Origin of the sequence: Halohasta litchfieldiae (assembly GCF_002788215.1) — an archaeon.
GTDB lineage: Archaea > Halobacteriota > Halobacteria > Halobacteriales > Haloferacaceae > Halohasta > Halohasta litchfieldiae.
This window is the reverse complement of sequence record NZ_CP024845.1, coordinates 2,588,535-2,601,304: the sequence shown is the minus strand read 5'-3', so window position 1 is coordinate 2,601,304 and position 12,770 is coordinate 2,588,535. Positions and strand designations below refer to the sequence as shown.

At 55.1% G+C, this 12,770-nt stretch carries 9 protein-coding genes, 1 tRNA gene, 5 pseudogenes and 1 CRISPR repeat array; of the genes and pseudogenes, 9 read left to right on the top strand and 6 right to left on the bottom strand.

Annotated elements, in window-relative coordinates; genetic code table 11:
* Position 1: 1 nt before the first annotated feature.
* Complete coding sequence (nadA, locus tag HALTADL_RS13090) at positions 2–1,135, bottom strand: quinolinate synthase NadA (protein ID WP_089673013.1); 1,134 nt, start codon at positions 1,133–1,135, stop codon at positions 2–4.
* A gap of 351 nt (positions 1,136–1,486) precedes the next feature.
* On the opposite strand from nadA, the gene HALTADL_RS13085 reads away from it, so the two are divergent.
* Positions 1,487–1,561: transfer RNA gene (locus HALTADL_RS13085), tRNA-Glu, on the top strand.
* Positions 1,562–1,724: 163 nt separating this feature from the next.
* Here HALTADL_RS13085 and HALTADL_RS13080 read toward each other — a convergent pair.
* Positions 1,725–2,156 carry a DUF234 domain-containing protein gene (locus tag HALTADL_RS13080; protein ID WP_089673014.1) on the bottom strand — a complete coding sequence of 144 codons (432 nt, stop codon included), beginning with the start codon at positions 2,154–2,156 and terminating at the stop codon, positions 1,725–1,727.
* 208 nt (positions 2,157–2,364) lie between these two features.
* Here HALTADL_RS13080 and HALTADL_RS13075 point away from each other — a divergent pair.
* Positions 2,365–2,673, top strand: a pseudogene (locus HALTADL_RS13075) (restriction endonuclease); the annotation flags it as partial.
* 5 nt (positions 2,674–2,678) lie between these two features.
* Positions 2,679–4,277: direct repeats of the CRISPR family, unit length 30 nt; unit sequence GCTTCAACCTCACGAGAGTTCGTCTGAAAC.
* A gap of 209 nt (positions 4,278–4,486) precedes the next feature.
* On the opposite strand, the pseudogene HALTADL_RS18070 reads toward HALTADL_RS13075, so the two are convergent.
* Both HALTADL_RS18070 and HALTADL_RS13065 read right to left on the bottom strand, forming a co-directional pair.
* Positions 4,487–4,570 (bottom strand): annotated as a pseudogene (locus HALTADL_RS18070) (PemK-like protein); the annotation flags it as partial.
* A pseudogene (locus tag HALTADL_RS13065) lies at positions 4,567–4,831 on the bottom strand (MarR family transcriptional regulator); the annotation flags it as partial. The pseudogenes HALTADL_RS18070 and HALTADL_RS13065, both read right to left, overlap by 4 nt.
* A 308-nt stretch (positions 4,832–5,139) precedes the next feature.
* Between HALTADL_RS13065 and sppA the strand changes: the two are divergent.
* Both sppA and HALTADL_RS13055 read left to right on the top strand, forming a co-directional pair.
* Complete coding sequence (sppA, locus tag HALTADL_RS13060) at positions 5,140–6,105, top strand: signal peptide peptidase SppA (RefSeq protein WP_089673015.1); 966 nt, start codon at positions 5,140–5,142, stop codon at positions 6,103–6,105.
* Positions 6,106–6,120: 15 nt separating this feature from the next.
* A pseudogene (locus HALTADL_RS13055) lies at positions 6,121–6,387 on the top strand (ParA family protein); the annotation flags it as partial.
* Between the two features lie 319 nt (positions 6,388–6,706).
* Here the strand turns inward: HALTADL_RS13055 and HALTADL_RS13050 are convergent.
* Positions 6,707–6,928, bottom strand: a complete 222-nt coding sequence (locus HALTADL_RS13050) for an FGGY family carbohydrate kinase (protein ID WP_089673016.1) — start codon at positions 6,926–6,928, stop codon at positions 6,707–6,709.
* Between the two features lie 105 nt (positions 6,929–7,033).
* On the opposite strand from HALTADL_RS13050, the gene HALTADL_RS13045 reads away from it, so the two are divergent.
* From HALTADL_RS13045 to HALTADL_RS13030, 5 genes and pseudogenes are all read left to right on the top strand, one after another.
* Positions 7,034–8,206 (top strand): 2-hydroxyacid dehydrogenase, encoded by a 1,173-nt coding sequence (locus HALTADL_RS13045; RefSeq protein ID WP_245708440.1) that lies wholly within the window; start codon positions 7,034–7,036, stop codon positions 8,204–8,206.
* 8 nt (positions 8,207–8,214) lie between these two features.
* The gene (locus HALTADL_RS13040) at positions 8,215–8,883 is read left to right on the top strand and encodes a class II aldolase/adducin family protein (protein WP_089673018.1); all 669 of its coding nucleotides are present in this window, start codon (positions 8,215–8,217) and stop codon (positions 8,881–8,883) included.
* Between the two features lie 146 nt (positions 8,884–9,029).
* Positions 9,030–10,181 (top strand): galactonate dehydratase, encoded by a 1,152-nt coding sequence (gene dgoD / locus HALTADL_RS13035; protein WP_089673019.1) that lies wholly within the window; start codon positions 9,030–9,032, stop codon positions 10,179–10,181.
* Between the two features lie 192 nt (positions 10,182–10,373).
* Positions 10,374–10,523, top strand: a pseudogene (locus tag HALTADL_RS18065) (helix-turn-helix domain-containing protein); the annotation flags it as partial.
* Positions 10,524–10,550: 27 nt separating this feature from the next.
* Positions 10,551–11,123: an IclR family transcriptional regulator gene (locus HALTADL_RS13030; RefSeq protein ID WP_162551732.1), complete on the top strand. Its 573-nt coding sequence runs from the start codon at positions 10,551–10,553 to the stop codon at positions 11,121–11,123.
* 768 nt (positions 11,124–11,891) lie between these two features.
* Here HALTADL_RS13030 and HALTADL_RS13025 read toward each other — a convergent pair.
* Positions 11,892–12,605, bottom strand: a complete 714-nt coding sequence (locus HALTADL_RS13025; protein WP_089673020.1) for a ThuA domain-containing protein — start codon at positions 12,603–12,605, stop codon at positions 11,892–11,894.
* Positions 12,606–12,770: the final 165 nt, after the last annotated feature.

The window sequence follows — 12,770 nt, the reverse complement described above, 5'->3', positions numbered from 1 at the left end:
CTTATAGCTCCAGCATGCGGTCGAGGGCGACCCCAGCGAGTTCCTTCTCCTCGGGGGCGACCTCGATGACGTTGTGTTCGCGGCCCGCTGCCAGTTCTTCGAGTACCCACGTCAGATAGTTGGGGTCGATCTGTCTCATCGCATCACAGTCCATACAGGCGTCGCCACAGAGCGGGAAGACGTTCACGTCGTCGTGCCAGCGGTCGAGGTGTTTGGCGAGATGGATTTCGGTCCCGATGGCCCACGTCTCGCCGGGGTCGGCCTCTTCGACGACCTCCGTGATCGTCGCGGTGCTGCCGACGACATCGGCGGCCTCGACGACCTCGCGTCGACACTCGGGGTGGACGACGACGTTTGCGTCTGGGTATTCGGTGCGGACCTCGGCGATATGTTCGGCCGTAAAGCGTTCGTGGACCTGACAGTAGCCGTCCCAGAGGACGATTTCGCTTTCTTCGAGTTCGTCGGCGTCCTTGGCTTCGGGGTCCCACGGGTTCCACTCGGCAATGGACTCGGCCATCCCGAGTCGGTGGGCGGTGTTCTCGCCGAGGTGTTTGTCGGGCAAGAAGAGAATCTTGTCGCCGCGTTCCAGCGCCCACTCGAAGGCTTTGTGGGCGTTCGAGGAGGTACAGACGAGGCCTCCCTGTTCGGCGCAGAACGCCTTCAGGTCGGCGTAGGAGTTCATATACGTAATTGGGATGATCTCGCTGTCGGGGTCCGCAGCGGTGATCTGCTCCCAAGCAGCGTCGACCTGCAGAGCTTCGGCCATGCCTGCCATCGGACAGGAGGCTTCCATACAGGGGAGGACGACCGTCTGGTCGTCGTCGGTGATGATGTCGGCGGATTCGGCCATGAACGTCACCCCGCCGAAGACGACGTACTCGGCGTCGGCCTCTGCGGCGTGCTTGCTTAGCGCGTAGGAGTCGCCGATGAAGTCGGCGTGGTCGACGATCTCGCGGCGCTGGTAGTTGTGGCCCAGAATGACCACATCGTCGCCGAGTTCATCGAGTGCGGCCTCGATCCGCGGCGTTCGGTCGGCTTCGGTCAACTCCCGGTAGCTGGCGGGCAACTGCTCCAAATTGTCGTACTTGAACAGACTCAGTTCAGTCTCGAACGTCGCTGTTTCCATGTTTGGCATTCGGTCGACACCTAGATGGTATAACCACGGTTGGCCTTATTGAAGGATTTTTCTATTCGATAGCTAACTCCGATCAGTATTCCTCGTGAATCAACGACTCAGATACCCCCACCGTTTATTTCACCTAGTGCGTCAGTATATTATATACAATAATGTTGGTTGTGATCAATCAACATACAGTAGCAGCATGGGGACAATCAGGAATGAATGTGGTTTCGTAGCGATGAGACGGGTCGCTGGCGTCCCGTGTTTTTGTGGGTCGACAGCCCAACACACGGGGGCGTCCAAAGCGCAACTGTTTTGTTCACCAGCGGGATACTATGCAATGCGTTCAGCAGAACGCGACAGCACGCTCTGATGGTGTAGTCCGGCCAATCATATTACCCTCTCACGGTAATGACCGGGGTTCGAATCCCCGTCGGAGCATTGTAGCGAGCGTCACTCTGTGACGCGCGCAACGGAGTGAGCACGTCTCGGCAAGCTCGAATCTCCGTAAGCATGACACTTACGGACAAATCACTCATTTTCTTCACATTCGCTAACATTTTCAGTCTCGCGTCCCAGCACAGCAGCAGTCAGTATGCCTTGACTAACTGGATTCGAGGACCGAAACAATCTCTCCCAACGCAACGAACTGGAGATTATCACGCTCTGTTGCAGCTTCTTCGACTGAATTCTTGAATCTGGAGTGACTGAATAGAGCGTATTCGTACTCCGGAGTCCCACCAGTGTTCGTCTTCCAGTCAATGTGGTCTGTCGTGTTCTCAAGCTTGGCGAGCACATCGTATCCGAGCGGGGAATTCGTGAACTTTGCTTCCCCGACAATCAACGTACTCTGATCAGTTGTCGCGACAACATCGATTTCGTGGTGTTTGTACCACCACTGTGCAGGCAGCTGTGTCAGTCTGTATTCTGGGTAGAGCGTGGGAAGTACCTCGTGACAGAGCAATTCGAACGTCTCTCTCACAAAATCTGGAAGTTCCGGTTCGATTAGATCCGCATACGCGTCGGCCCCGCACAGTTCGTACTGTTTTGCAGTTAGAGTTTAGACTATTATAGTTTAGTCTATAATGGTTGGAACTATAATATGTGGGATTGGAGACCCTCACTGATATAGAATCCTGGGTTTGCCTGTTGGTTTCCAATGGTGTTTATACAATTAGCAATAGTTCTTTACCAAGTAGAATGGCTGTTTAGACGACTTCTCCGGGTTCGAGTTCGAAGACGTAATCGAGGATGTATTCCGTAATCTTGGCTACGAGAACGTTCGACAGGCCGACCGTCGGGCTGACGAAGGCCGAGATGTCCTGATAGAGGAAGTCGTCGACGGAACCCGCCAAGCAGTCATCGTCGAATCCAAACACACCGACACCGTTGGTCGACCAGTCGTTCAGAAGCTCCATTCAGCGATCGCCACGTTCGACTTCGACGGCCCCCAGCGAGGGATGGTTGTTACAATGGGGCGATTCACGGGACCAGCCGAAGAGTATGCCGTCCGCCTCCGACAAAACGCCGATCTCCATCTGATCGACCTGATCGCCGAGCTTCAACCTCACGAGAGTTCGTCTGAAACCCGGACCGCGACCGACTTCGATTTCGAGCGGTCGCCGCTTCAACCTCACGAGAGTTCGTCTGAAACGCCATTATCATCTCCGACAACGGCTGTCCCGGAGTCGCTTCAACCTCACGAGAGTTCGTCTGAAACTGTCGACAATGCGTTTGGCGATATCTCGGTTCAATCGCTTCAACCTCACGAGAGTTCGTCTGAAACTCGTATCAATCGCTGAACTCGCCCGGCCGGTCCACCACGCGCTTCAACCTCACGAGAGTTCGTCTGAAACTATGATTCAGTATCTGTGACATTCACCGCTCCGAAACGCTTCAACCTCACGAGAGTTCGTCTGAAACCTTTCGGGACTGTCTCAGCTTCGGTGACGTGCCCACGGCTTCAACCTCACGAGAGTTCGTCTGAAACTTCGTCGAACAGCACCGACGTGTAGATCGAGGGGCCGCTTCAACCTCACGAGAGTTCGTCTGAAACCGGGACCGACGGGAGCGACCCGACGATTGAGAGGCTTCAACCTCACGAGAGTTCGTCTGAAACTACTCGGCGTGGGTGTACTGCATCAGCTTACTGTAGCTTCAACCTCACGAGAGTTCGTCTGAAACCGTACAGAAGCCACTTAGGAGGTGCTACTATCTCCGCTTCAACCTCACGAGAGTTCGTCTGAAACGGGATGCCACACCCCGAGGAGCAGACGAGCAATCGGCTTCAACCTCACGAGAGTTCGTCTGAAACTCTCCTCGCTCTCGGCCTCGACCGGGATCACGTCGGCTTCAACCTCACGAGAGTTCGTCTGAAACCCACCGACACCATGCAGAGGGATAGATGACTGATCGCTTCAACCTCACGAGAGTTCGTCTGAAACAGACTGTAGATTTGCAAATCTCCGAGTTAGAGTTTGCTTCAACCTCACGAGAGTTCGTCTGAAACCCCAGTGCGTCGGTGACCGTGTCTCGGACTCCGTAGCTTCAACCTCACGAGAGTTCGTCTGAAACTGCCTCTTTACGGAGCGCCCAGGATACTGCCCCCAGCTTCAACCTCACGAGAGTTCGTCTGAAACCCGGTTCGAACGCCACGTACGCGACGACCACGCGACGCTTCAACCTCACGAGAGTTCGTCTGAAACCATCGGCGCATCGCTCCCCGCCAACGGCGCAGTCACGCTTCAACCTCACGAGAGTTCGTCTGAAACCCTCGCTCGTTTCAGCCGTTTCGCCGGACTGATTGCTTCAACCTCACGAGAGTTCGTCTGAAACCGACGTCGCGAACGCCGCGGCGGGGTACCGGCAGCTTCAACCTCACGAGAGTTCGTCTGAAACCCTGGCCGAAGACGTCGAGCCCTCCGTGCGCTCGGGGCTTCAACCTCACGAGAGTTCGTCTGAAACGCCAGCGTGACGTCCTCCTGGTCGGTCGTGAGCTGCTTCAACCTCACGAGAGTTCGTCTGAAACTCGAAGGCAGTCAAGTCGCCATCATCCTTTGCGATGCTTCAACCTCACGAGAGTTCGTCTGAAACAAGATGACGAAGCCCTACGGTGGAGCGACCGCTTGCTTCAACCTCACGAGAGTTCGTCTGAAACCATGCCGGATATACCGGCTACAGATGCTATAATGCGGGGTTTGCACAAAGATGTTCTGTCGACCTCCAATACCCCTCTCACCCCGGGGAGGTCGACCGAAACCAGAGACACCGTCGAGATTCTTGGCCCAAAGGCCCTACCTCTCGGTCCACGACCGGATCTCAAGTGATGAGTTGTAAACCGTGAGTAGGGAACCGAGGGGTCTGTTAAACGAGGAGCGGTCGACCGTTGTCCAAGAGTGGATCGGTCTCCCAGACGATGTTGCCGCGTTCCAGTTCATCGAACACCGTCACTGCACGGGCTCCATCTCGTCGTTTTGGAGCTCCTCAAGATGTTCCTCGCCGTACTGCTCGTCTGCAGCCTCGTGATACTGATGCACCGATAGGCAGCTTGGAGTCGTTCCGTACCGTCCGTGACCGCCCAGTATGGGCGTTTATGCCGGACGAGGCCGCGCCTTTCAGTCGCAAGAGGATCGCACTAACGGCGTCCGTATCTACCCCGAGTTGCTCGGCAATCGTCGCTGCCTTCCACGCACGGTCGTCCTTCTCGTCGAGGTGTCCGAACCCGTCGTCGAGGCGGGCTACTTCGAGCGGTCACGCCACACCACACTGGGGAACTCGTCGACGCCCTCAATATCTCGCGGGCAACATTCACCCAACACCTGCGGGCCGCACAGCGGAAGCCGTTCGACTCCGAAATTCACAAACGGTGACATCTCACACTTACGGATAGGCATCGATGCCGTCAGGAGCCTCGCTCGGATTACAGCCCCGCTGGTCCGGGACATGGCCTTGGCCGGCGAGTGACCACATGCCGAGTTCCCAATCCTCCAATATATCCGTTCTGCGTGCCATGCGCAATTATGGTGGAAGACATACCCGGCGACACCGTCTCGAAGACTGACGCCAATTCCAACAAAGCTGCGATGATTGCTGCAGGGATCGCAGGCGCCGCCGCGACCCTCGCTGGAAAACAGCTTGTTGGTCGACTCACAGGCGGCCGGTTCGGCGGTCCCGAAGATTACAATGTAGCGAAAGTCACAGTCTCGGGTCCGATTCAGCGCACTCGGAGCCGATCCTCACCAGTTGCGGGACGAAACGCGTCCACTGCCGACGAAATCGTCGAGCAGATCGAGGCGGCTGACGACGACGAGGCTGTCGAAGCTCTCATAGTTGAACTCAATACGCCCGGTGGAGAGGTCCTTCCGAGTGACGATATTCGCCGTGCAGCCGTCGACTTCGACGGTCCGACACTCGCATATGCAACCGATACGTGTGCGTCTGGCGGCTACTGGATCGCAACTGGCTGTGACGAGCTGTGGGCCAGAGATGCCAGCCTTGTCGGGTCGATTGGTGTCGTCGGTTCACGACCCAACGCGGCTGGATTGGCCGAAAAACTTGGGCTCACGTACGAGCAGTTTACAGCAGGTGAGTTCAAAGACGCCGGCGTTCCCCTTCGCGAAATCGAGGACGACGAGCGGGAGTATCTCCAGAGTATCATCGACGGCTACTACGACCAGTTCGTCGAGACAGTCAGCGAGGGCCGGGATATGGACCCCCAAGATATTCGGGATACGGAAGCCCGCATCTATCTCGGGAGCGACGCTCTAAAGATCGGACTCGTCGACGAACTCGGAACCGAGTCGGATGTCGAAGATAGAATTAGCGATCTCATCGGAGCCGATGTTGAAACGCATGCGTTCGAACCGTCTCGAAGCATTGCCGAGCGACTGAGCCTCGGTGCCGAACGGGTTGCCTTCGCCGCTGGCAACGGTGTCGCAAATGTCGCAGTGAGTGACGGTCGCGATCTCGAAGTTGAACTGAAGTAATTGCCGTTTGTACTCTTGTGCCTCCACGTCGACCCACAGGATGGAGATCTCTCACGGCTGTTCGGCGTCGACGATCAGCAAACGGACTCCGTCGACAATATTGTTCGATATATGATCTGTCGACCGAACGGTGACTTCGATGTCCGGACTGTCGAGGGTGTCGACATCATCCCAGAGCACAACATGCTGTCGGATATGGCAGAGTACCTCCAGCGAGAGAAAAATCAGGCCGAGGCAATGGGCGAGGCCTTCGGTATGCATGCCCAACTCCTCCAGTATATTTCTGTATCGCAGTATATGGTTTATACCCGGCTGTATCACTGATAGATCGTCCTCAAAACCGTCCTCAGATGGATCATCGAGTTCGGGTCGTGACCCACCATCACTGACGCCGTACCGAGGCGGTAGACACCATCGCAATGCAGTCGACTGTTGCAGATTACGGCGGTGGGATAGCTGATTGCTTCGGAATCGCCTGTAGCAAATCAAAACACACCGGATTGCAATACATGATAGATTTACTAGGTTACTAGGGCCGTTCCTATAGTCGGCGGTGGCACAAATCGCTACAAACACCGGCGATTCAGTGGTGTTTCACTGGTTATCTCAACGGCGTGCGGCGTGTCTGTCGACCACACTGAACCCGGAGCGTCTGTGCGGTCTTCTCCCATGTGGTCAGCATAGCCTGTTCTGCCCAGCCTGGTTCCGGCGAGTCGACGGCGTTATCGACGCTGCTAGTGTACAACTCCTCGCCTTCGAGCGAGAAAGCGACGGATTTTATCACAGTCGTGCCGGCATCAATGCCTATCAGCGCCACAATCATAATGATTAATTGTGTAATAATCTACTTATAAAGGAAAGGGTAGGAGAATTATTTACTTGTGAACGATTCTTCTTATATAATACTTGCGCACTTTTCAATGTGGATATGCGCCGCGTGACCCTCGGGAGTGGTCACGCCTCCACAGCGGAAGCCAGTCCGACGGCCCGCTGGTCTTTCGTCGCAACCGGGCCGTCATCATCAATCATGAAGATACTTGTCACAGCGAACCTGTCCTCGGCGGCATTGTCCCGTCTGGAGGACGACTACGGCTTTGACGTAGAGTATGTCCCCATTGGGGACCGAGAGAGCCGGCTCCCTGAATCGGAATTCATCGACCACCTTGAGGGCGTGGAGATTCTCATCGTCGGCTACGAGGGCGTCTCCGAAAACGTTCTCACCCAGGCCGAGGACTTGGAAATCATCGCTTGCGCTCGGGGCGGCCCGGATGCCAACGTCGATATCGCCGCGGCCACCGAGCGGGGGATTCCCGTTCTCTATGCCCCTGGTCGCAACGCGGTCAGCGTGGCCGACTTCACATGGGGGCTAATTTTGGCCGCCGGTCGACAGATTGCTCGCGCACACCACCTCCTGCATACGGGGACCTATACCGGCGACCCCATCTCCGACGCGGCCGGCGGCGGTGAACGCGAGGACGTGACTTGGGGCGTCGCGAAGGACTCGCCCTTCGCAAACCTGAAAGGGCCGGAACTGACGGGCAAGACAGTCGGTATCGTCGGTATGGGCGCCATCGGGCAAGCGGTCGCCGCCCGCGCTCAGGGCTTTGGCGTGGACCTGCTAGGCTATGACCCCTACATTGACGCCGACGAGATGGCTGACCACGACGTGACGAAAGGAGATCTCGACGAACTACTCGAAAAGAGTGACGTCGTTACCGTCCATGCCCCAGTGACCGACAGCACGCGAGGCCTGTTCGGCACCGAGGAGTTCGCCGCGATGAAAGACAGCGCCTTCTTCATCAATACGGCCCGCGGGGCTCTCATCGACCAAGACGCGTTGGTCAAGGCTCTGCAAAACGACGAACTCCAAGGAGCCGCCCTTGACGTGTACGATAAGGAACCGCTACCCGATGACCACCCACTGCTCGACCTTGACCGAGTCGTCACAACGCCGCATCTGGCCGGGGCCGCAAACGAGGTGGTCGACCGCCATTCGAAGATGATCGTCGACGATATCGATGCGTTGCTCAACGGTCGTGAACCGACCCACGTTGCCGACAAAAGCGTTGTCGACGACTTTGGACTTACAGCCGACAACTGAGATCCACCATGACTTCACAGAACCAACCCGACCTACCGAACCGCGACGCAAGAGAGACCGTCTGTACCTACGGCCGAGAGATGCTCGAGAAGGGGTTGACAAAGAGCACCGGCGGCAACGTCAGCAGCCGGACCGCGGAGGGCAACATCGCCATCAGTCCCTCGGGGATGCCATATCCAGAGATCGACCCCGAAGAGGTGCCGATCATCGACCTCGACGGCAACGTCGTCCACGAGGGCGAGAAGCCGTCCAACGAGGATACGATGCACCGACTCGTCTACGAGGCCCGCGACGACGTCGGCGGGATGGTCCACACCCACTCACCATACGCCAGCACGTTCGCTAGTCTCAACGAACCGGTTGAGGCCTCCCATTACCTCATCGCCTTTATCGGCGACAAGATCCCCGTCGCCGGTTACGAAACCTACGGGACCGAAGCGCTCGGTCAGCGAGCAGTCGAAGCACTTGGCGACGAGTATAACGCCTGCCTGCTTGCAAACCACGGTGTCCTCGCGCTTGGTGACTCGCTTTCGGACGCCCTAGAGACGGCCGAGATGGTTGAGTACTGCGCCCGCATCCATTATCAGGCACGGTCCATCGGCGAACCGGACCTGCTACCTAACGAGGAAGTCGACCATCTTCAAGAGAAGTTCAAGGGCTACGGCCAAAACAGCTGATTTCTGACTCGTCGGGTTTGTTGTCTCTCGGTTCTTTCTCTGATTTTCCGTGACACGACGAGGCGAATTCTATTGATTCACAGAGGCCTATTGTTCGACTCTAAATTAGAGGGAATACCTATATGATAGAACAAACACCGGATGATATGGAAATCACAGATTACGAACTGTACTTGGTCCCCCCACGGTGGGTATTTTTAAAACTCGTCACTGAGGACGGTACTGAAGGCTGGGGTGAGCCGATTATAGAAAACCATGCCCAGACCACGATGAGTGCCGTCAGAGAGATTCTCGATAACTATCTTGTCGGTCAAGATGCCACCGAAATCGAACGTCACTGGCAGGCCATGTATCGTGCTCGCCACGTCCGGGGCGGCCCCATTCTTATGAGCGCTATTGCCGGTATCGATCAGGCCCTGTGGGATATCAAAGGCAAGCAGTACGATGCGCCAGTCTACGAACTGCTCGGCGGACGTGCTCGGGACAGAATTCCGGTTTACCAATGGGTGGGTGGCGACACACCCGAAGAAGTCGCCGCAGCAGCACAGATAGCAGTCGACCACGGATACAGGGCACTCAAAATGGCTGCTGTGTCGTCTCTGCGAAGACTTGATTCTCCGTCTACCATCATGGAAGCCAAACGCCGTGTCGGGGCTGTTCGTGATGTCATTGGCGAGGATATCGATCTTGGTGTCGACTTCCGTGGTCGAGTTTCCAAAGCGATGGTCCGATGGCTGGCAGCGGAACTCGACGAGTACGGTGCAATGTTCTACGAAGAACCTGTCCTCCCAGACAATATCGAACTGCTCTCAGAAGTGCGTCCTCACACTCGTACGCCACTCGCATCGGGTGAACGACTCTATTCACGCTGGGATTTCGAGGAAATCCTCTCGGAAGGCCTCGTCGACGTTATTCAACCAAACCCGTCACACGCTGGCGGTATCAGCGAAGTCCGAAAGATTGCAGCCCACGCCGAAACCCAGGACGTGGCATTGGTACCGCACTGCCCAGTGGGGCCGATTGCCCTTGCAGCGTGCGTCCAGCTTGATACTGTTATCCCCAACGCCATCCTCCAAGCACAGTATCACGAGATTCATGCCCCAGAGAACAACGAACATTTGGCTTATCTCAAGGATCAAGATGTCTTCCAGTACAGTGATGGGTTCATTCGTCCCCCCGACGCACCGGGTCTCGGTATTGAAATCGATGAGGAGTACGTTACAAATCGACAAGAGCCTACACTCGATTGGGAGAATCCAGTCTGGTACCATAATGACGGGAGCGTTGCTGAATGGTGAGAGGAGTCTCTCGTTCGGAAACAGTGAACAGCTTTTAAACGTGAGTTGGTCTGACTCCCTGCCAGTTCCACTCAATCCCTATCGAGTTATCCGTGATCGGATTCTTTGAGCGGCTATCGTCGTTCAGTCACTCCGAACAAGAGTTAATTAGGGGGCTACCTTTGACAGTGATATGCCTACTCTGATACACCCATTAAGTCGACGGCTACCAGTTTCCGTGTTCTCGAAGGTCTTGTCGAACGTGACGGAGCTGGGGTCTCCGAACTATCATCACATCTCGATATGGCCAAGAGTTCCGTACACAATCATTTGAAGACACTCGAACAGCTCGGATACGTTGTCCGTGACGAGTCTGGGTCGCGAGTCAGTATGCAGCTCTTTCAGTTGGGAACGTGTCTCCGTTCACGCAAGGAACTATACAAATGTGCTCGCAGCGAAGTAGATCGTCTCTCATCTTCTACCGGTCTCAATGCTGGACTTGTTGTCGAAGAACATGGTCTCGGATACTGTCTCTACAGTCGGGCTGGAAAAGACCTTGATTCGGTTGTAATTGAAGAAGGCGAAGAGATACCTCTGCATGCAACCGCTGTTGGCAAAGCCATGTTGGCAGAAATCCCACGCAAGGAGACGGAACAAATTCTTGATCAACACGGCACAGACTTGTTCACCGAAAAGACAATAACAAATCGAGAAGAGTTGATTGATACGCTCGAAACAATCAAAAATCACCGTGTAGCCTTTGAGGAGAATGAATTTCACGATAATGTTCGTGCTATCGGTATAGCCATTACGGGCAAGAACGATCGACTTATTGGTGGACTCTTTGTTGCAGGAGATAGCGAGTCGTTGACTGGAAAACAACTTCATCAAAACAATCCTGGCCTTCTTATCAGTGCGAAAAACCGATTAGGAAATCCAGCGCAACCACCGACGAAAGAGTAGGTACGTGTAGTGTTCATTGGTGATGAACGGCTTCTTTACCGATATTAACATCGATAATATGGGTATTGTAAGGAGTAGTCTCTGCCAGATCTACTCTCGAAGGTTTCTGTTCAGCACAGCTGAACGTGTTCTCTTCGAAGAACATTCGACGAATTAAGTATTACAGACATATGATTGTAACGTAAAGTCGACAACCTAGGCCTCGTTTGTAGTGGATAACGTTCCCTTCGTCGACCAAATCAGAGTTCTGTATTTCCCTATAATGAACGAGGGGCACTAACAGAGCCCGAAGAGTGAGGCTACGGGATGACCGTTGAGTAACTGTGTATTGATTCCCACAAGATCTCTCACAACCAGTTATGAGGGTATGTACTCTCCAAAGCCGATCTCGCCGAGACCAAAATAGATTTAGTTCGTTTTAATTCATCCTGATCGAAGACACTCATCACTATGACATACACATCTATGTCATAGATAAGACCGGGCAGACAAAGTCGACCTCTCGGCGAACGATGAGTCGACATGTTACCGGGTAACATCGAAACAACAGTAGACTCCGAACAGGTTGATAGTTCGCCACAGTTGTTCGGTAATACCGAACAGAAGAACGCAGTAACCTACGTTTCAGAATCCTAGTTATGCTATTGATGGCCCGCTATCCGGAATCATCTCTAGTGGATGACCATCCAAAAGAGGTCTGTTGGTGACGAATCGAATCCTCGAATAGACATCCATTCGGTTATTGCGAACAACCCGTCAGACGTGACGCTACTCGAGAGAGTCGACTGCCACGTTGTCGTTCGAGACAGTTCGGTCCGTCTGTGGGACTGCCCAGCGGACAGCGTTGTCGATCACATCGAGCACCACGGGTTCGTGGTAGACCGGATACGTCTCGTGGCCCGGTCGGAAGTAGAAGATCCGACCAGTGCCGCGCTGGTAACAGCAACCCGACCGGAACACTTCACCACCCTCAAACCACGAGACAAACACGAGTTGGTCGGGTTCGGGAACGGAGAACGGCTCGCCGTACATCTCGGTTTCGGGGATCACGAACGACTCCTCAAGCCCCGCCGTAATCGGATGGCTCGGGTCGACGGTCCACACTCGCTCGCGCTCTCTGGATTCGCGGTAAGTCAACGAGCAGGGCGTCCCCATCAGTCGCTTGAAAACCTTCGAGAAATGCGCCGAGTGAAGCGGGACGAACCCCATTCCGTCGTAGATACGGTCGCAGACGCGTTCAACGATTTCGTCGTCGACGTCCTCGTGGGCGCGGTGTTCCCACCAGACCAGAACATCGGTGTCGTCGAGAACCTCCTCTGTCAGTCCGTGGTCCGGTTCGTCGAGGGTCGCTGTCCGCACGTCGTGGCCGCGCTCGCGGAGTCCAGATGCAAGAGTCTCGTGAATCCCATCCGGATACACAGATGCAACCTCGTCGTTCGTTCGCTCTTCGAGATACTCGTTCCAGACGGTAACGGATACCATACACCTACATTCTCGGCCCGTTGCCTAAACCTACCGCCTGTCTCAGCCTCGTTGGTCGGCATGCTGGCTGTCGACTGCGCCTTCGGTGTCGTGGATGATCGTTCATGGGGTTAATTTACACTATTTTGCATGTGCAAAATATTTATTTATACCCGGCTCAAAGCT